The sequence below is a fragment of the Haloarcula sp. 1CSR25-25 genome, assembly GCF_032027985.1.
Taxonomy (GTDB): Archaea; Halobacteriota; Halobacteria; order Halobacteriales; family Haloarculaceae; genus Haloarcula.
The window spans coordinates 349,320-369,374 of sequence record NZ_JAHYBW010000003.1; the positions used below are offsets into that span (position 1 = coordinate 349,320).

The 20,055-nt window shown below is 60.4% G+C and carries 13 protein-coding genes, 1 tRNA gene and 2 pseudogenes; 5 read left to right on the plus strand and 11 right to left on the minus strand.

Annotated features, from left to right (window positions below; all coding sequences use genetic code 11):
• Positions 1–25: 25 nt before the first annotated feature.
• Both KZ498_RS11580 and KZ498_RS11585 read right to left on the minus strand, forming a co-directional pair.
• Entirely contained in the window at positions 26–1,615 is a 1,590-nt protein-coding gene (locus KZ498_RS11580; protein ID WP_312618978.1) for a hypothetical protein, read from the minus strand.
• A gap of 253 nt (positions 1,616–1,868) precedes the next feature.
• Positions 1,869–4,049, minus strand: coding sequence for a hypothetical protein (locus tag KZ498_RS11585; protein ID WP_312618979.1), 2,181 nt, complete (start codon positions 4,047–4,049; stop codon positions 1,869–1,871).
• An 85-nt stretch (positions 4,050–4,134) separates the two neighbouring features.
• On the opposite strand from KZ498_RS11585, the gene KZ498_RS11590 reads away from it, so the two are divergent.
• On the plus strand, positions 4,135–5,148 hold the full coding sequence (locus KZ498_RS11590) for a DUF1616 domain-containing protein (protein WP_312618980.1): 1,014 nt from the start codon (positions 4,135–4,137) through the stop codon (positions 5,146–5,148).
• Between the two features lie 106 nt (positions 5,149–5,254).
• A complete protein-coding gene (locus tag KZ498_RS11595; protein ID WP_396276123.1) occupies positions 5,255–5,791 on the plus strand; it encodes a metal-dependent hydrolase in 537 nt (178 codons plus the stop codon).
• 425 nt (positions 5,792–6,216) lie between these two features.
• Here the strand turns inward: KZ498_RS11595 and KZ498_RS11600 are convergent, their stop codons facing one another.
• The 3 genes and pseudogenes from KZ498_RS11600 to KZ498_RS11615 all read right to left on the minus strand — a co-directional run bounded on the left by KZ498_RS11600 (position 6,217) and on the right by KZ498_RS11615 (position 11,111).
• Positions 6,217–7,779, minus strand: coding sequence for a PGF-CTERM sorting domain-containing protein (locus KZ498_RS11600; protein ID WP_312618981.1), 1,563 nt, complete (start codon positions 7,777–7,779; stop codon positions 6,217–6,219).
• Between the two features lie 394 nt (positions 7,780–8,173).
• Positions 8,174–9,463, minus strand: a complete 1,290-nt coding sequence (locus tag KZ498_RS11605; protein ID WP_312618983.1) for a PGF-CTERM sorting domain-containing protein — start codon at positions 9,461–9,463, stop codon at positions 8,174–8,176.
• A gap of 343 nt (positions 9,464–9,806) precedes the next feature.
• A pseudogene (locus KZ498_RS11615) lies at positions 9,807–11,111 on the minus strand (RNA-guided endonuclease TnpB family protein).
• A 44-nt stretch (positions 11,112–11,155) separates the two neighbouring features.
• Between KZ498_RS11615 and tnpA the strand changes: the two are divergent.
• Positions 11,156–11,563 (plus strand): annotated as a pseudogene (tnpA, locus tag KZ498_RS11620) (IS200/IS605 family transposase).
• A gap of 355 nt (positions 11,564–11,918) precedes the next feature.
• Here the strand turns inward: tnpA and KZ498_RS11625 are convergent.
• Positions 11,919–12,002: transfer RNA gene (locus KZ498_RS11625), tRNA-Leu, on the minus strand.
• Between the two features lie 123 nt (positions 12,003–12,125).
• On the opposite strand from KZ498_RS11625, the gene KZ498_RS11630 reads away from it, so the two are divergent.
• Entirely contained in the window at positions 12,126–12,608 is a 483-nt protein-coding gene (locus tag KZ498_RS11630; protein ID WP_312618987.1) for a DUF309 domain-containing protein, read from the plus strand.
• A 45-nt stretch (positions 12,609–12,653) separates the two neighbouring features.
• Positions 12,654–13,442: a succinylglutamate desuccinylase/aspartoacylase family protein gene (locus KZ498_RS11635; protein WP_312618988.1), complete on the plus strand. Its 789-nt coding sequence runs from the start codon at positions 12,654–12,656 to the stop codon at positions 13,440–13,442.
• A 72-nt stretch (positions 13,443–13,514) separates the two neighbouring features.
• Here the strand turns inward: KZ498_RS11635 and KZ498_RS11640 are convergent, their stop codons facing one another.
• Genes KZ498_RS11640 through KZ498_RS11660 form a run of 5 tightly spaced genes read right to left on the minus strand, consistent with a single transcriptional unit; the run spans position 13,515 to position 19,908 of the window.
• Positions 13,515–14,831 carry an ABC transporter ATP-binding protein gene (locus KZ498_RS11640; RefSeq protein WP_312618990.1) on the minus strand — a complete coding sequence of 439 codons (1,317 nt, stop codon included), beginning with the start codon at positions 14,829–14,831 and terminating at the stop codon, positions 13,515–13,517.
• Complete coding sequence (locus tag KZ498_RS11645) at positions 14,824–15,879, minus strand: ABC transporter ATP-binding protein (RefSeq protein ID WP_312618991.1); 1,056 nt, start codon at positions 15,877–15,879, stop codon at positions 14,824–14,826. Before KZ498_RS11645 ends, KZ498_RS11640 begins: the two co-directional genes overlap by 8 nt.
• A complete protein-coding gene (locus KZ498_RS11650) occupies positions 15,876–17,051 on the minus strand; it encodes an ABC transporter permease (RefSeq protein ID WP_312618993.1) in 1,176 nt (391 codons plus the stop codon). The genes KZ498_RS11645 and KZ498_RS11650 overlap by 4 nt, the downstream gene beginning before the upstream one ends.
• Positions 17,051–18,019, minus strand: a complete 969-nt coding sequence (locus tag KZ498_RS11655; RefSeq protein WP_312618994.1) for an ABC transporter permease — start codon at positions 18,017–18,019, stop codon at positions 17,051–17,053. Before KZ498_RS11655 ends, KZ498_RS11650 begins: the two co-directional genes overlap by 1 nt.
• Entirely contained in the window at positions 18,016–19,908 is a 1,893-nt protein-coding gene (locus KZ498_RS11660; RefSeq protein ID WP_312618995.1) for an ABC transporter substrate-binding protein, read from the minus strand. The genes KZ498_RS11655 and KZ498_RS11660 overlap by 4 nt, the downstream gene beginning before the upstream one ends.
• Positions 19,909–20,055: the final 147 nt, after the last annotated feature.

Genomic DNA, 20,055 nt, shown 5'->3' on the forward strand with positions numbered 1-20,055 from the left:
TTCCAGCAACCGGTATCGGGACCCCTCACGAATGGTCAGAGCTGAACTGGCGGGTGCATTCGACCGCTCGTTCGGCAGTCGAGCGGGCCACCTCGTCGGCTGAGAAGGCCGCACGGTCGTATGCCTCGACGACAAACCGGATTGATTCGACCTGGTCCGGGCTGAGGCCGCTGTCCTCGCACCGCTCTAAGAGCTCCCAGTGTGTCGTACTGCCCTGCAGCTCTAGCGTCTCGGTCAGCTGGTCATCCAACGTCTCGTATGCCAATACGACCGCCGATTCGTACTCGCCGGCAGCGATGGCTCGTCCCATCCTATCGGTCGTCGCGTCTGTCTCCGTAAGCTGCTGGTCAGCGACATCTGTCGCGGTAGGCCTCTGAGAGTCCTCCCTCTCTGCTGTCTCTGTCACTGAAGATTCGTTTCTCTCCGTCGTCACAGTCTCCTCCCCAGACGTGGGTACGTCGTCAGAGAACAACCCCAGGCGGCGTACAGTGACGTCCAGCACGACGAGAAGTGCCCCGGTCACCAGCGCGAAGATTACTGGGACCGTGAGAAACGAACGGACCTGTGAAATAATGGCCTCTGGACCACTGAGTGGTCCCTCCACCGGACCACCCGGAACCGCTGTCGGGCCTGTCGCACCCCCACCCGGCAGGTCGATGGTTGCCGACACCTCGGCACCCTCGAGATTCGTACCCGTTTCGTCGTAGCGGGCCGTTACGGTCGCTGTACTGGTGCCCCCTGGCAATGCATCCGTGGCTATTCGCGCGCTGAAGCGTCCATTCCCGTCCGTCGGCACGCGACCTTGTGGCACCCCGTCGACCAGAATCCGAACGGGCTGACCGCTCACGACCTGTCCGTCTTCAGTTGACAACGTGCCGTTCACAGTAATGGCATCGTTTTCACGTGTCGTGTCTATCGACAGCGTCACTGGAGTGGACGCAACAGCAAGTGATGCTGCACTCCGTTCACCGGCGATTGCGCGATTTTCGTACGGAATCGTTGCAGAGATGGTCTGATTCCCGGCCAGGACGCCTGCGGGGAGCCTGATGCTAGTTGTCACAGTTCCGCCGGGTCCGGTCACCACCCGCTTGAACAGCGTCCCGTCGATGCGTAGTTCGACCGGGACCGAACGCACACCCGCTCCGTCGACGAGTACTGTCGTTGTGACGGTCAGGTCCTCGCCATAGCCGAGACGAGACGGTGTTCGTTCCAGCGTAAGCGTCGGCGATACCTGTCTCACAGTTACCGTGAACGACGTTATGTCGGCGCGGCGTCCCGACGACCGGTCCGGGACGTAGCGGACCTGCACGTCGGTCGTCCCGGTACGGGCCGACTGCGGCCGATACTGGAAGCTGAACGCTCCGTTTCCGTCTGTCTCCACCAGTCGTGTCCGATTCTCGATCTCGATTCGAATCTGTTCGTTCGCGACAGGGGTGCCGTCTGCCGTCCGCAACGTCCCCCGAACCACTCCGGGGTTCGTATACGAGACGGGATCGGAGATATCGTCGACCTCGAGTGACGTATTCGCACCCTCCACCTGCCTCGCAGGCTGTTGGTGCAATTTACTATCGCTGGAGACGTGCTGGTCGACAGCAATCCCATTGGCTGTCGCCATCTCTGTCTGTCTCACGTTGTCGGCATTATCAAGTGTGGTTGCCGTCGCACTGGTCGGTCCTGCGCTCGCGAGCAACAGTAGCACACTGGCACCGGTAAGCGCTCTCACCAGCTTGGACACAGTGCTGTTCATCATGTTGAAGAGATATCCGTTTCGTTGTGTACCTTATGAGACGAGCACCAATGGTTACTCTGCTACGCACGCTCCCCGATCAGCGACTGTTCTGGAACGCATAATAAGGAGACCCGGCCACTCACGAACCGTTCCTCCTGAGTTCCTTTGCATTCTGTGATGCAGATTCTGCATATGATTTCTCGATCGATCTCGGGGCGAAAGCCGCTGTCTCGAACGCTTCAACCACAGTCTGAATGGCTTCGACCTGTTCGTCATCCAGCCCGTTGTCGCGGCTTTTCCTGAGCAGTTCCCAGTGGGTCGCGTTCTCTCTGATATCATGGGTTTTCGTCAGCTGGTCGTGGACAGCACCGTAAGACAACACCGTAGCGGCGTCGTACTCGCCATTTTCGAGATGGGTCTCGATACGTTCGATGAGGTCCTGCCCTGTGGTTTTCGATAGTTCTGGAGGCGGTTCAGGTCCGATTATCGATGGGTCATCGGAGATGGCGGTATCAGCGGTGATTTGGTCTGGAGACGCCCTGACGTGCGAGACGACAAACCAGGCCACACCGACTAGAATTAGGGTAAACGCCCCACCAACAGTGAACAGCCATCTGAATCCGACACCGCCACCCCCGAACCCGATTGGAGGACTTGCGTCGTTACCCAATAGCGCTGACCAAATACTTTCGATAATATTTAAATCCTCTTCAGATCCCACTGGTGGTGGCCCACCACCACCGGTTGAAATCGTTGCCGTAGCACTCGCATTGCCCAGGTTCGAATCTGAATCGGCATACTGGGCGACTACTTGTACTGACCCGTCGCCTGCTGACGGGTTTACTGTCGTCTGGAATGTCCCGTTTTGTTCCGTTGCGACGGTCTGAACGTCACCGTCACCGGCCTGAATCTGGATTGTACGGTTTGGAACGGGGCGCCCATCGGTCGTCTGAAACTGGCCACGGGCGAGAAAACCGCCTTCCACTGTCGAAACACGCAGAGAAAGCTCGGTTGGCGTTTCAATAACTGTAATTACACTCTCGCTGTTGGCCCCGGAAATCGCGCGATTGTCGTATGATACCCGTGCGACAACAGTTTGCTCACCGTCGGATACCGTCGCAGGGAACTGAATCGATGAGGAGACACTCCCGTTCGGCACTGTCACCGCCTGTGCAAGCACTGTTTCGCCAATGACAAATTCGACAGGGACTCCCTCGACGCCGAATCCGCCAGCAGTGACTGTCGCCGAAATGTTGAATATATCATTGTAAGCGATATTTCTCGGTCCGTATTCGGTCCGTATTGTTGAGGACACTTGCTGGACTTCAATCGCGAAAACGTCACTGTCTGTCAGATACACCGACCCCGGGGACGGATCGTATGTAGCCTGGATACGCTGTTGCCCCAGTCTGACTGAACGCGGTCGATACTGTATCTCGAACCTCCCGTTTGAATCTGTTCGAACGGTCTGTGTCTGGTTATTAATCCGGAGCGTAATAGACTCCTCAGCCACAACGGACCCGTTCTCAGTCTGGAGACGCCCGGTAATTGCACCCGGGTTTGTAAACGATGCCGTAGCGGAAGTGGCCTGGACTGTGAGCGTTGTTCCAACGAGTGTCTCCTCTCGAACTGCCGATTGCACCGTTGTCACGTTCTGTGTTGTCTCGTTGATTCGTGCCTGCGCTCTGGAGAGGTCAACTGAGGTGGTGTTCCCGATTCGGTTATAGTTCTGATTAAGCTGAAGGCTCCGATCAGATACGTTCGCCGCTGTTTGCTCCATCCGGCGTGCGAGGACGCGTGCACGTGTTTCGTTCCCGCTTTCGCGTGCTTCCTGATACGCGGTGTACTGCGTCTGATACCGCTGCACCTCGTTCGCCAGTTGGCGCTGATTGTCACGAGCCGCTCCATACTCTCCCGCTGTGGTAGCGGTGGCGTCCGAATCGGTATCGCCTGCGACCTCGACATACTGGTTCAACCGGTCGTTGTAGTCATCGCCGAGGATTTCTTGTGCTTGTTCGTACTTCCCGCTCGAGAGAGAGATAGAACTGTTTTCCAGCTTCGAAGCAAGATTCCGGGCCAGCCACGTCGCAGTTTCGTCGCTATATTCACCATCGTCTACTTCATCCGGGTTTTCCTGTTGCGTTTCGTTTCTATCAGTCGGCGTTTCGACCTGCCGATCGGGGGAAGATATGTCGCCGGTCTGTACCGCTGCTGCTCCACTGACGATAGCTATGAGACATAGCAGGACCACAGCAACGGAGGTAGCCAGCGACTTGCTCCGAGGCACAGAGATATATTCACACTGGTTGATAAAATGCATTCGGTTCTGGTGGGTGACATCTCACCCGATTTGGGGAAACGCTACAATAGCTGTCTTTTTATCGCACCGGGTTGATGATTCTTTAATGGCTGATGATTCGGCGTGGACATTGCTCCTACCGCGCCAACTCCGCCACCTCCCGGCTGATCTGATCGGTGTTATCAGTGTGGTGCTTGTGACGAACCTAGCTGTCCTGCTGCCGGTGGTCTCCGAGACGCCCATCCGCATCGTCGCCGGACTGGTGTTCGTTCTCTTCATCCCAGGCTATGCGTTCATCGCCGCGCTGTTTCCGGAGGCCGGAACACATCCAGACCCGGACGGCGAAGCCCCGTCGAACCACGAAGCCGACGGCATCGACGGAATCGAACGGGTCGCGCTCTCATTCGGACTCAGCATCGCACTCGTTCCCCTAGTCGGCCTGGTGTTGAACTTCACGCCATGGGGCATCCGATTGCTTCCGATTCTCGTCTCGCTCAGCGGACTGACGCTCGTTTTGACCGCTTTCGCGGCTGTTCGACGTTGGGCAGTGCCCGCTGACGAGCGGTTTCGTGTCCCGTACCGTGCGTGGGTCAGTGCCGGTCGCGAGGAGATGCTCGCGCCGGATTCGCGGACGGATGCCGCCCTGAACGTGCTATTAGTTGTGAGCATCCTGCTGGCAGCCGGCAGCGTCGGGTACGCGGTCACTGTACCGAAGGATGGCGATCGGTTCAGCGAGTTCTACCTGCTGACAGAGGGCCAGGACGGCGAACTCGTCGCCGACGGCTACCCGACAGAGCTCCAACAAGGGGAGAGCCGGTCGTTAATCATCGGAATCGGGAATCAGGAACACGAGCGAACAGAGTACACTGTTGTCGCGGAGTTGCAGCGCGTCGAGCGTGTCGGGAACGAGACGCGGGTCAGGGAACGGACCGAGCTACAGCGCTTCCAGCCGACACTGAGCCACAACGAGACCTGGCACCGCCAACACGAGGTGTCGCCAGAGATGACTGGGGAGAGGCTTCGGCTCCAGTACCTGCTGTATCGGGGCACGCCGCCTGCGACCGCGGAACAATCGAATGCGTATCGGGAAGTCCACCTCTGGGTGAACGTGACTAATTGAATCGCCAGCAGAGAGCGAACTGACGAGGACGAGATTCTGTGTTACGTTTCGTCGATGAGCAATTACGACTGGTAAACAGTTTTTTGCTTCGGAGATTGTTGGTTCGATTGTGTACCCCGCAAGTCACTTCCTCCTCGCAGCCCTCCCGCTGATAATATATACGATGGCTCGGTGGCGTCGTCTCCCGTCGGGGCCGATGGTGCTCCTCCTGCTCGTCGCGACACAACTTCCGGATGTAATCGACAAGCCGCTGGCGTGGACCTTTGCTATTCTCCCGAGCGGGCGCATGCTGGCTCATTCGCTGGTCGTCTCGCTTCCCATCCTGACCGAAGTTGTGCTGCTGGCTGCTCACCGGGGATTCGGGCGGTATGCAGTGGTGTTCTCTGCTGGTTATCTCTCACACATAGCTGGTGATTTCTACCCGATTCTGCGGCTCGGAACGGACTACTATTTTTTCCCGAACCTGTTCTGGCCGCTGCTGGCAGCAAACCCAGATAGAGCACCCTCGTTTGCTGCCCACTCGCCTGACAACCTGCTCTCGCTATTCGTCCCCCTAGTGGTCTTTGGACTGGCTGTCAGTTATAGTGTCGTGGCGGTGTACCGGAGACACGAGCGGGTTCGGACCGAAATACCACATCCCTAACACGCCGGCATCTACCAATTGCTGCCAGCCGAAGTTACCTGGCAAACGAACCGATTCAGATAACCTGCCAGTTACCTCCAAACTACGGATCGCTGTGTCGAATATTCACAAACGGGGACTTAACGGGACAATTCAGGGTAGGACCGTGACTCTGACCGGTGTTTTGCCACAGGTGAGACAAAGGTACTCTTCGTTGATTGTGAACACCACCGGTGAATTGCACTCGATGCATCTTATGTTAGCCGTATGAGAAGTCTCTGCGTACTCTCCCATTGTGTACACGCCACACACACACCTATGTATAGGAAATGCTATAAGTTTGTCCCCGTTAGAAATATTTTATTTGCAAGCTATAGATGCATAATCAGAAGCAACGGTAACGTAAGACCTGAAGAGAAAACCACAATGTGAACAGCGGGAGTATCTCAGTTTCGGCGTGCGAGGAACCCGACTCCTAGCAGCGCTAGCACGGTGACGAGCACCGTGAACCCGGGGCCGCTCGAACTCGTGGTTCCGGTCGGGGTTCCGTCGTCGGGTTGCTCTGCCCCGCCACCGGCGGTTGTAGCTGCCTCCGTCGGCTCGTCTTCGGTTCCGTCCGCTTCAGACCCATCGTCAGCGTCGGTTTCGTCGTCGGTTTCGGCTGTGGCGTCGTCCTCAGTATCGGCTTCCACAGTGTCCTCGTCAGTGGCAGTCTCGTCGCTCCCGCCATCGGAGGTGTCGCTGTCACTGCCGTCGTCGCTGCCACCGTCATCGCTGTCGTCGCTATCAGTGCTCTCGGTGGTGTCGTCGGTGTCACTGCTCCCATCATCGCTGTCAGTACCACTACCGGTACCACTACTATTGTCCTCCGAGTCGGTCCCGCTCGACTGTGACAGCGTGACCGTTCCGGAGTCGGAATAAATCTCGTTGGAGTCTTCGCCAACGGCGATATGAACGTACGTGTACGTCCCGTTCTGCCAGGAGTCCAACGTTTCGACGCTGACGGTAGTATCAGGACTTGCAGACACCGTCGTCGCCGACGCGTGTATCACGTCGTCGCCGGTCGACTCCGGCGATGCTTCGGAGAGAACGAACCCGAACAGGCCGATCAGTCCCCCTGACGGCATCGCCCCTGCCGTCGATCCGTCTTCGGTGAGACTGGCGTCACTCCCGGTCGTCGACACTCCGCTGACCCCGTCGAAGGAATTCTCGACCGTAACCTGATCCTCCGAGAGACCCTCGTCGAGGTCACCGCTCACGCGGACCGTGCTCGCCCGCTGCTGGAGTTCGTCCTCGTCGAACACCAGCACTGCGTGCGTGACAGCGTCGTCCCCCAGGTCGGTCTCGATGTCTAGCGTGAGGTTGTCACCAGCGGCCAAGTCGTCACCGGTCGCCTCGACAGTCGATGCGCCGTCCTGAACCAGCGTCTGTTCGACGCCGACGACGGTCACGTTCCCATCAGTCGAGACGCTGTCGTCTTCGACCGACAGGCCCTCCCCGTCATCGACGGTGACCAGGATGAAACCGTAGGCACCGCCCGAGTCCGGCGTGTACGAGGTTTCGAGCACGCCGTTGTCGTCTATCGAGCCGACCCCATCCGAATCGTCTAGCAGCTCGACCGACTGGGCACTGGAGTCGTTCGTGAAAATGCTAGCCAGTTCGGTCCTCACGCTTCCGTCACTGAACCCGGACGCACTTGGCACCTCAGAGAGCTTGACAGCGAGTAGTTGCGCCTCGTCGCCGGCAACGATTGACGTGCCAGCCCCGACGGTCGACTCGAACGTCAGATCGACCGGCTCGCCAGCCTCGTGAATCGTGTACTGCTCCCGGTTGAGAGGGACGTCGCCTGTCGAGGCAGACTCGATGTTGATGAACGTCTGCGGGGCGGCAATCGTCGTCGGGCCTGTAGAGGTCGTCCGAAGCGGGAGCAGTGACCGCTCCCAGACGTCTACGTTCTCCGTCACCGCCGTCGTCTGCCCTTCATCGACTGGCGTGGCACCTGCTGACATCACCGACAGGGGGGCGGCAAGCACCAGTAGTACTGCAATCGCACAAATTACAGCGTGTTTTCTTCTTATTGTTTTACACATTACTGAATTTTTTCGGAGGGGTGTGGTATAATTCTTATGCAGTGACATTAGACGCTATCAGGCGGCAGTCACAGCCTGCGAGACATCTGGACCCTCGGAAATCTGGGAGTGCTCCGGCAGAATCAGTTGCCGGTACGCTGCCGCATCTGTGTCCGGCAGAAGTAGAACAATCCGAGGCGGTTACGAGCAAATATCTTACGGCATCAACGCTCTTGTAATAGTTGTTGCGGTCTCGATTACGGCACGGGAACGCGGTGCCGTACTAGATGCCTCGGTCAGTAAATTGAGTCCCTGAGCGAGTGTCCGGGGTCTATTACTCCTCTTCGTCTTCCTCGTCGTCTCCAGCGTTGTCCGGGCCACCGCCGTTGCCCTGACCGCCTCCGCTACCCGGGCCGCCGCCATCGCCCGGACCGCCACCGTTGTCAGGACCACCGGCCTGGCTCAGCGTCACCGTCCCGGTATCCGAGTTGATCGTCCCTGACTCGTTGCCCACCGCGACGTGAACGTACTGGTACGCACCGTTTGGCCAGGTGTCCAGCGTTTGGACCGTCACGTTCCCGTCTGGGTCGCCACTGAGGACCGTGGTAGATGCATGGATAACGTCGCCGTCAGCGCCTGGTTCGGCTTCGGAGAGCACCATACCGAACAGTCCCTGCAACCCGACCGCGGGAATCGACTGAATCCCTGAGAAATCGGCACCCGCAAGTCTGGTACTGTCGCCGACCGTTGCGACACCACTGACGGTGTCGAAAGAGTTCTCGACGGATATCTGGTCCTGGCTAAAGCTCTCGTTCAGTTCACCCGACACAGTCACGGTGCTTGACTGTCGCTCGAGTTCACCCCGTCTGACCAGTAACACTGCGTGCGTGGCGTTTTCGTCTTCGATTTCCGTATCGACGTTCAGAGTGACATCGTCGCCAGGATTGGCGGGGTTCTGAGTCAGTTCGACGGTCGAGGCGTTGTCCTGCACAATGGCCTGTTCGACACCGACGACAGTCACATCCCCATTGACCGAGACGTTGCCGTCCGAAACCGACAGCCCTTCGTCACCTTCGTCGACAGTCACCAGGACGAAGGCGTATGCGCCACCTGATTTGGGCGTGTAGGACGCGTTCAGTTCGCCGTCTTCGTCTACCGCTCCGACGCCGTCCGCGTCATCGAGCAGTTCCGACGACGTGATGTCCGAGTTATTTGCGAAGACATCTCCGAGCGAGGTCGAGATATCGCTTGTGTCTACACCTTCCGTGGTCGGTGCCTCCTCGACCCTGACGGCCAGCAGTTGTGCCTCCTCGCCGGCGAGGGCTCTCGTTCCGGCCCCGATCCTGGGTTCGAAGGACATGTTTATCGGTTCGTCACGTTCGTGGACAGTCACCGTGCGCTTATTGAGCGGTAGGTCGCCGGTCGCGGCCGACTCCACGTTGACGAACGTCTGGGGTGTCGCTATCGTAGTCGGTCCCTCTGACGTCGTTCGGAGTGTGAGCGGCGACCGTTCCCACACGTCGACGTTTTCGGTCACTGGTATCGATTGACTCTCAGAAACGGGTGTTGCCCCGACAGTGGAGGTTACCGATAACGGACCAGCGAGTACCAACGCAACTGCCATCACGAAGATGACAGCCGTTTTTAGTATTCGGGTTTTTACCATTGCTGAAACAGTACAGATGCCTGTGGTATATTTCTTGTGTAGTGACAATACTTGAACCTCGTTAGAAGCCCACTAAAGCCCTCTATATGTATAGAACCCCTCATTAATGATAGAAATTTTGTAATTGGAATTTTAATGTATTAATTTATGACTGAAATAGCCATCAATTGGATTTAAAGACAATCACGTGATGTATGATTAATGGTATTCAGCATTTACGATTAAATGCACTGAAACAACCTGGTATAATGCATGGAGGAAACAGCCTCGGGCGCGGTGGCCCGAGGCTTTTGTAATTCCCTCAGCCGTGCGCTAGCACTCCTTGCTCGGCAAGCGAGCGGGATGAGGTTGGGCGGCTTACACGCCCCGACCCGGACAGACGCACCAATCGCACCTGCGGTTGGGTTTTGTGAGTCCGGTAATTCGTCGTGTTACCGTCGAGTTTCGCCTTCTCACGCCACGCGATGTTCACCGACGCATTCCGGTCAGCGTGGTCTTGCACCAATTCACACTCGTCGTCCGTACACCGGAACCGCCGACCCTGCCGGTACCCACACTCACCACAGCACGAACACGTCTTCGAGTTATAGTAAGCATCCACTGTATCCGTGGGAATCTCTCGACACGTCGCCTTGTACGAGACGAATTTCTCGAACTTGTGGAACGGGAGTTTGTGCAAACGGCGGTTCATGTACGTCCCGTAATCGAGTTAGTCGCGGATGCGGCTCATATTCTCGAACACGATGACCGGGTTCGAGAACTGCTCTGCGAACTCCACGACAGCACGGGAAAGACGATGCAACACCCACTCGGTGAATCGTTCCTCCTTGCCACCGAGTTCGTGGTGGATGCTTGTCTTCCCGTGTTCCTGACAGCGAGTGGTGATGGTGTGATAGCGTTGGCGTTCCTGCTTGACCCGTCCGTAGTCGAGGACGAGCGTGCCCTTCGTCTGCACCGTCTCGCGGTCGAGGGCTGTGAGAGCGACGTTGCGCTCGTTGATGTCCACGCCAAGCATAGTATCAGCGGTGTTGGGTTCGGGCACGTCGAACTCGCGTGTGACCGTGACGTGTAGGTAGTACACGCCATCGCGGTACAGGAGTTCGGCCTGCCCAACATCCACCTCATCCGATGTGAGGGCGTATCGGAGTTCGTCCATCGCGTCCGGTTCGCCGCGCAGGTGTCCGTTCACCTTCTTGTAGGGTTTCGGGCTGATGCGGAACTGGAAGCGGTTCGTGTCATCGTCTACGGTGAGGCGGTAGCCTTCTGTGTGAGCCATCACGAGCGGGTACGCACCGGATTTGTCCGTACTCGGCGGCGTCGGCTTGCCGCCATCAGGGTCGTCTTGATTCTCCCACCAATCTTTGAGTGACTGGTAAGAGTCCCACGTTTGGAGGGCTTTGCCGACGACCGCGCACTTGTTGTTCCGCAAGAAGTCGTCGCGGTCAACCTCTTTCTGTATCTCGGTACGCGTGTACCCTTGCTGTTTGAGGCGGATGGTTTGGTTGAATATCTCGCGTGAGGCGAGGCGGGCGTCGTGAAGCCACGACCGTTCACCAGACGCTATGTGAAGGCGCGTCTGAATCGTCTTCGTAGCTTCCTCACCCATACGATGACTATCGTTACAGACTGTCATAAATGTAGGGATTAGGGATGGAAGAGTACCGCAGTCATGCATATTCGGTTAGTTCCTGTAAGTATCACTTCGTCTGATGTCCCAAGTACCGCCACCCGGTTCTGGATGTACTGGAGGACGATGTGCGAGAGTTGTTTGGTGAGACTACTGACCACTTTGGGCACGAGATTCTGACGTTGGAGATCGCGGACGACCACGTACACCTGTTCCTGCAAACAGACCCGAAGCACAGTCCGGCAGACATCGCTCGGCAATTCAAGTCGTATTCGGGTAAGCACTTGCTGGAGCGGTATCCCGAAATTCGGGAGTCGTATTTCTGGGGTGGCGGATTCTGGAAGGTTGGGTACTACGTGGGAACGACGGGAGCGGTGTCGGAGGAAGTGGTTGAACGGTATATCGAAGAGACGGAACACGCGCCGGAGTGACGCGCTTCACCCCCGCCCACGGTGGGGCGGGGAACTCGCGCTGTTTTTCGTTTAGACAAACTCGTGAGGATACCCGCTATGCTACACACCGATAACCAGTCAGAGACTTGGTTCCGAGGTTCTGACCGCCCCTCTGGAATACTCGGGAGCATGACACTGACCCACTTGTTCGAGCGGAATGTGCCAGAGAATGCGCTCTTTGAAACCCAATCGGTACCAGAGCGAAGTGGGGTCAGAATACGCTTCACTACAGTGCCGAGACACGTCGCTGGACACTAATTCGAGAATTGCGAGGGAAGACCGCTCCGTGCGAGTCTTCCAGCACTGTTTGCGAGGGACCGTATCGGTCCAACAGTGCGAGGGAAGGGATTTGAACCCTTGGACCCCTACGGGAGCGGATCTTGAGTCCGCCGCCGTTTCCTGGCTTGGCTACCCTCGCACGCGCATTGCATTCCGTACTCACGGCAGTGCGGTATAAATGTCGTACGGAAGCGACTCGGTTTGGCGGGATGTTGGCCGGTAGAACCGGTGGTTTGACCCCCCGTGAGACAGTAGCGTACGCATGGACGACCATACGCGCGACCCGACCGTCGGGCCCCCTGACGGAAACCCATCGGGGTGGCGGGCCGACGGACAGTGGGAACACGAGACGCTCAGGCGGGCCGTCGTTCACGGCGTCCGTCTGTACAACTCCGGAGAGTTCCACGAATCGCATGACTGCTTCGAGGACGAGTGGTACAACTACGGCCGCGGGAACACCGAGAGCAAGTTCCTCCACGGAATGGTGCAGGTCGCCGCGGGCGCGTACAAGCACTTCGACTTCGAGGACGACGACGGGATGCGGTCGCTGTTTCGCACCTCGCTACAGTACTTCCGAGGCGTCCCCAACGACTACTACGGCGTCGACCTGCTGGACGTGCGAACGACAGTGACGAACGCGCTGTCTGACCCGTCAGTGCTGCACGGGTGGCAGATCCGCCTCGACGGCGAGTACCCGACGTGTCGTCCGGAAGACCTCGAGTTCGCAGAGTCGCTCGAACACTGACCGGTTCCGGGGAATTCTAAAGGCTGGAGGTGGTATCACGGGTAGATGCGAATCGAGCAACTGGGAGACGGGGTTCCGGAGGTGGCCGTCGTGGGGGGCATCCACGGCGACGAACCGTGCGGCCGGGACGGCATCGAAGCCGTCCTCGCCGACCCACCTGCAGTCGAACGACCGGTCAAGTTCATCATCGCGAACGAGGCCGCGCTGGAAGCGAACAGGCGATATCTCGACACGGACCTCAACCGCTCGTTCCCAGGCGACGCCGACGGCGAGTCCCGCGAGACACGACTTGCGGCCGCCATCGCCGAAGAACTCCGGGACTGCACCGTGCTATCGCTGCACTCCACGCAGTCCTACGAGGGGATGTTCGCCCTCGTCGACGAACTCACGCCGGAGATGGAGGCCCTCTGTAGCTCGCTCTCCGTCGACGCCGTCGTGCAGACGAAAGGCGCAAACGAGGGGCGAATGATCGCGACGGTGGACTCCGTGCTCGAAGTCGAGTGTGGCTACCAGGGTTCACCGGAGGCCGCCGAGAACGCCGAGCAGGTCATCCGGGAGTTCCTCGCCGCCACCGGCGTCACCGCTGACGCGTCCCCGAAGCGGGACAGGTCACTGCCAGTGTTCCAGCTGGGTGAGCCGATTCCGAAGACGGCGGCCGACCAGTACGAGGTGTTCGTCCGGAACTTCGAGCAGGTTCTCGAAGGCGATCGTGTGGCGGCGGCTGACGACGAAACCGTCATCGCGGAGGAGCCGTTCCACCCGGTCCTGCTCTCGGCCTACGGCTACGAGGACGTGTTCGGTTTTACCGCGGACCAGATCGGGATGCTCGACTGACGCGGTTCTGTATGTGGGTCAGTCCGGTCGTAATCTAATCGTCGAATCAGTCACCGTTCCCTGTACCGGCGGTCAGTCTTCCGGCGTGGCCGAATCCTCCCTGAACTGTTGCCAGCCCTCGGAGTCGGCTAGATGACAGGCGGCGCGGTGACCCTCCGCTACTGACACCGATTGCGGTTCTTCCCGGGCACACACTGTCGGGAACGTCTCGACGAGCAGTTCGTGTGCGCGGTCGCCCTCGCCCTCGAGAACGAGGTCGAGTGCGTCCCTCACGACCCGGTCAGCCCGGCTATCGCCCAGTTGTTGGGGCATGTCGAACTCGTCGCGGATAGCCTGCCGTGTCTGGCGGTCCGTGACATCTTCGGTTGCGACGCCGGTCTCGGCAGCGACGAACTCCCGGACGGTTTCGTGGTCAATCCCCTCCTCGCGGAGTCGCTGTCTGAAATCGAGCACCGCCCGCCAGGCGGACTGCTCGAAATCGTAGCCGTCGGGTGGGATGACTTTCGGGCACCGCGTGTGGAAGCGACACCCACTCGGAGGGTTCGCCGCCGACGGCACGTCCCCGGAGAGGATGGTCCGCCCGCCGCGTGCTCGTGGGTCGAGTGTCGGTATCGAAGAGACGAGCACTTCCGTGTAGGGGTGTGACGGTGCTTCGAACAATCGCTCGGTCGGCGCCATCTCGACGACCTCGCCGAGGTACATCACCGCGATCCGGTCGCAGAGCTCCCGGATCACGCTCATGTCGTGACTGATGACGATGACACTGAGGTCGAACTCCGATTGCAGTTCCCGGAGCAAGGAGAGGACCTCGGACTGGACCGAGACGTCCAGTGCGCTCGTCGGTTCGTCGGCTATCAGCAGGTCCGGATTCAAAACGAGCGCTCTGGCCAGTGCGATTCGCTGTTTCTGCCCTCCGGAGAACTCGTGGGGGTACCTGTCGATGTCGTCCGCGGAGAGGCCCACCCGTTCCAGCAGGTCCGAAACCACGTCACGGCGTAGCTCCCGGTCCGTCACGCCGTGGATGACGAGCGGCTCCGCGACCGACTCCCCGATGGACATCCGCGGGTCGAAACTGGCGCTGGGGTCCTGGAATATCATCTGGGCGTTCCGCCGGAAGGCCTTGAGTTCGGCGTCGTCGAACGCCGTCACCTCCCGTCCGTCGAACCGAATCGACCCGGCGGTCGGTTCAACCAGTCGCAACAGCGCCCTGGCGGCGGTCGATTTCCCGCAGCCGGATTCGCCGACGATACCGACCGTCTCCCCGTATCCGACCGTCAGGTCGATGCCATCGACGGCTCGCACCCGGCCGACCTCCCGCTTGAGGATTCCCTCTGTAACAGGGTAGTGTTTGCAGAGGCCTTCGACCTCCAGCAGCGGGGGCTCACTCATCGGTGCGCTCACCTGCCTGCCCGTTCCCCAACACTGCCGGGTCGCCGTCCGGCCCGTAGTGGATACAGGACGCCGCCTGTCCGTCGCCGAGGTCGTGCAGGGGCGGCTGGTCGCCGGTGAAACAGGCGTCCCGGGCGTACGCACAGCGGTCGGCGAACCGACAGCCCGCCGACACGTCGTGGAGGTCAGGGAGCCTCCCGGGAATCGTGTCTATGTCCGTGCCTCGCCCGGGGAGACAGTCGAAGAGGGCTCGCGTGTACGGGTGGGCGGGCGACTCTAAGACGTCGTAGACGCTCCCGCGTTCCATGACAGCGCCTGCGTACAGCACGACGACCCGGTCGGCCACCTCGGCGACGACCCCCAGGTCGTGGGTGATGAGCAAGACAGACATGCCGAACTCCGACTGGAGTCGCTGGAGGAGGTCAAGCAGTTGAGCCTGGATGGTCACGTCCAGCGCCGTCGTCGGTTCGTCGGCGATCAGAAGGTCGGGATTGGCCGCGAGCGCCATCGCGACGGCGACCCGCTGTTTCATCCCGCCTGACAGTTCGTGCGGGTAGGCGTCGTAGTGGCTCGACGCGTCGGGGATATCGACTTCGTCGAGCAGCGTCACCGCGCGCTCCTTGGCCTCGGCCCGCCCGACGTCCTCGTGTAACTGAACCGCTTCGCGGACCTGCCACCCGACCGTGTAACAGTGGTTGAGGGCGTCCTGCGGGTTCTGGAACACGTGTGCGATGCGGTTCCCCCGAACCTCGCGCAACTGTCGCTTCGAGAGCGTCACCAGGTCGCGGCCGTCGAACGTGACCGACCCGTCGACGATTCGCCCGGGCGGCATCGGAATCAGTCGAGTGATACTCTCTGCCGTCACCGTCTTGCCGCTCCCGCTCTCGCCGACGATGCAGACCGTCTCGCCCCGGTCGACGTCGAAGGAGACGCCGTCTGCGGCCCGGAGCCGGCCCGAGTCGGTCTCGAACTCGACGGTGAGGTCCCGAACGGACAGGAGCGGAGCAGTCCGTGACGCGCCCGTCACGGCGTGGCGCTGGTCGCTCATCCGCTCCCCTCCGAGCGCGGGTCGAGGGCGTCCCGCAGCGCATCGCCAACGAAATTGAACGCCAGAATGGTGAGAAAGAGGAAGACACCGGGGACCGTCGAGACCCACCACGCCGTCCCGAGGTCGGACCGCCCGGCCGCGATGGTCTGTCCCCAGGAGGGAATCGTGGGGTCACCGAGCGAGAGGAACGCCAGGCCGGCTTCGAACAGGATGAGTGCGGGAATCAGGAGCGTCAGGTTCGTGATGACCGTCCCGGAGACGTTCGGGAGGATGTGGCGTCGGATGACGTGTTTCGCGTCCGCGCCGGCACAGCGAGCGACCTCGACGTACTCGTCCTCGGACCGCTGGAGGGCTGCACTCCGGACCAGTCGCGCGGTGCCGCCCCAGCTGAGCAGCCCGAAGACGAGGATGAACATCAGCAGGCTCCCGCCGAAGAGATAGATGAGGAGGATGTACAACAGGAACGACGGAAACACCTGCTGGATGTCGACGTATCGCATCAGTACCTCGTCGACGAGACCGCCGAGATAGGCGGCCACGGTTCCGACGGTCGCACCGATGCTGATGATGAGAAACGATGTGATCAGGCCGATTCGGATGGAGACCCGCATGCCCAGGACGACCAGCGCGAGGATGTCCTTGCCCTCGCCCGTCGTCCCAAGGGGGAACGCCCAGCTCCCGTGGCACTGCCCGTTCGCCACCCGACCGACACATTGCAGCGGAATCGAACTGTCGACGGCCACGCCGACCGGCGGCTGGTAGCTCTGTATCAGTTCGACCGACGGTCTCCCGACGAGCAGCGGTCCGACCAGCCCGAGGGTAAACAGGGCCACCAGGTAGCCGAGACTGACGACGGCGGCGCGGTTCTTCCGGAACTCGCGCCAGTAGTGGGCGGCCATCCGCCGGTTCGTCCACAGCGGGACGAGAACGTAGAAGCAAAACAACAGCAGGGACAGCGTGAACAGCCAGTCCAGTTGCGTGATGTCCCAGCCCTGGCCCAGTACGGCGTTCGGCTCGAACAGCGGTGACGGACGGAGGTAATCGTAGAGGAACAGGGCCGCGAGCACGAGCAGCGACGCGAGGAACCCGCTCGTTTGCCGGGTGAGCCCGACGCCCCGGTCGGCGTCCCAGTCGATGTCCTCGAACCGACGACGGGGGGTATCAGAACTCATCAGCGATCACCGTAGTCGATTCGGGGGTCCAGGACGGTGTACGCGATGTCCTGGAGGAGGTTCCCGACGATGGCGATGAACACGCCGATCAGCGTCGTCGCGAGTACGAGCGGCGTGTCCTGGTTCTGGATGGCCCGGAAGCTCAACTGACCGAGTCCGGGGATGCCAAACACCACCTCGACGAGGTACGAACTGGCGATGAACAGACCGAGCAGGTCGGCGACGAGAATCGTCGATAGCGGGACGGCGGCCGGCCGGAACACGTGCCTGAGCAGTATCCGTCGCTCCGAGGCGCCTTTCGCCCTCGCCGTCTTCGTAAACGTCGCCTGGACGTACTCCAGGGCCTCCGCCCGTGAGTAGCGCGCGAGACTGGCAATCGAGCCAGTGGTCAGGACGAACACCGGCAGGACGAGCTGTCTGGCGTTGGCCAGACTGAACACGGGGACGTCGGGGTCGAACACGATGGGGACGAGGTCGAGGTGGACGCCGAAGACGACGAGCAGGATGATCCCGAACCAGAAGTTCGGGATGGCGTAGCCGAAGAAGGCGACGAACGTCGCCGCGTAGTCGAACTTCGAGTACTGGTGTGTCGCCGAGTACAGGCCGACTGACAGCCCGAACACCACCGTCAGTATCGTCCAGGGGACCGAGTACATGACCGTGTACGGAAGGGCATCCAGAAGCGCCGCGGTCACCGGCTGGCCACGAGAGGTGCTGTACCCCCAGTTGAACGTCGCCATGTTCGTCATGTAGTCGACGTACTGTCGCCACAGCGGCCGGTCCAACCCCCGTCGCTGTTCGTATGCCTCCCGCGCGGCCTCCGCGTCACCGCCGGAGACGGCCGCCTGGAACTGAATCGATGCCAGCGCCTGCTCCTGTGTCACGAGCAACAGCGCCCAGGTGATTGAGAGGATGACAAACGTCGCGACGACCGCCCAGAGCAACCGGCGGACGACGTACCACTTCATCTATCGAAGTAGTACCGCTGGTAGTCCCACCCACTGGCGAAAGTATCGCTGGGCCCGACGAGTGGGTCCTGTGCACCTGTGATGTCCGATTCCATCAGCAGGAATCCGAAGGGTTGCTCCCGGGCGATCTGTCGGAACACCTGCCCGAACAGCTCCTGGCGCTCGGCCTCGTCGACGGTTCTGGACGCCTCCGCATACAGCTCCGGGATGTTCGATTCCGGCACGTAGCCCGCGTAGTTGGCGTTCCCCCGCTCCCGGAAGAACGTCGCGCTCGAACTCGGCGTTCTGGGATACGTGTTGAACCCCAGGACGACCGACATGTCCCACGGTTCCTGACTGACGGAGACGTCTCGCGGCCCGCCGTTGAACGTCCCGGAGCTCCAGGGGACGTCCTCGCCCTCCGGCGGGGCGTTCGACGCGTACTGTTGCTGAAACGTGTTCCCGGGGATGGTCTCGATCTGGATGCTGATGCCCAGGTTGGACTCGATCTGCTGGCCGACCAGTTCCGCCAGGGTCTGGTTCGTGTTGCTGGCCGAACTGGCGTACAGCGACAGCGTCACGGGGTCGCCGTCCGGGTTGACCAGCGTCTCCCCGTCGTACGCGTACTGTGTCCCCTCGATGCCGCGCTCCATCCGCGTTCTGGCCGGCCCCGGGCCCTGGAGGTCACCGGTCCCGAACGTGTACTCCTGGATTCCCTCCTCGACGTACCACTTTGAGAACCGCGGTTGCATCGTGTATGCCGGTTCCGCAAAGCCCCGATAGAGGTTCTCCGCGAGCGTCGTCTTGTCGACGGCACAGACGAACGCCTGTCGCACCGGAATCTCCCGGAACAGCTCCCACCCGTTGGCGCGCATGTTGTACTTCAGGGCCTGGACGAACGGCTGTGGCTGCACGTACACGTCGATGTCCTCGTTGTCCTGGAACCCCTGTGCGTTCCGCGGTGGGATGCCGGCGATGGTCACCTCGCCGTTCCGGAGCGCGTTGAGCCGCGAGGACTCCTCGGGAATCACCTGGACCGTGTACGATTCGAAATACGGGACGTCTCCCCACTCCCCGCCCAGGTCCTCGACGTTCCGGAGGTAGTAGTCGTCGTTTCGCACGGTGACGTACTGGGACTCGCGTTCCCACTCCTCGTACGTGTACGGTCCCAGATTGCCGGTGTACTGGAGCGTGTTGATCTCTTCGTCTTGCTGGAGTCCCTCCGCGTCCCTGTCCGGAACGTACTTTTCGAGGATGCCTTTCGGGAGACAGGACTGGCCCCACATAATCGGCTTGAGCGGGAACGTCGGATCGACCTCCGGAAGCCTGAGCTCGAAGGTGTGGGTGTCCACCTGCTCGACTGGAATCGGCTCGCCCTGCCGGAACCAGTCTCCGGCGTTCGTGTATCCCGCCCAGTTGTCCTCGCCCTGGAAGACGTTCCTGATCATGTACACCCAGTCCTCGGCGGTCATCTGTCCGTACCCGCCGCCCCACTGGAGGTTGTCCCGGAGGGTGATCCGGTAGGTCTGTCCGTCCTCCGTCGATGGCTCCGCCCACAGCGGGAAGACGTTCTGGTCGTTGTCGACTGCCCAGGCGCTGTCCAGCGTGAGGTCGACGTACGCTCCGGAGGTCGTGTCGTTGGTGTACAGCCAGTTCAGGGAGTTCGCGTCCGACCCGACGACGGACGTGTACTCACCGGATACCGTCCGGGAACTCGAAGACTCCGGTCCGTTCGCTGTGGCTGTGCCGCCGCTGTCACCGTCGCCGTCACGGTCAGTCTGTTCCCCGCCTCCACCGAGAAGCCCGTCACACCCTGCGAGTGCCGTGGCCCCGCCGAGTCCGAGCACGTGCAACAAGTCCCGCCTGTTCGGTCGGTAAAGCCCACCCTGGTACTGTTCCTCGGGTGACATTGACTAGCAAATTGTGTTCGATATGAATAAGTATCACTCCTACTTTAGGAGACAGCGTGTTTTTATCAATAGCATAGATTTCGTAACATAGCGCGAGCGGAGAGGTAGTTCCTCACTCCTGTATCTGTGGAGCCCTGTCGGACCGGG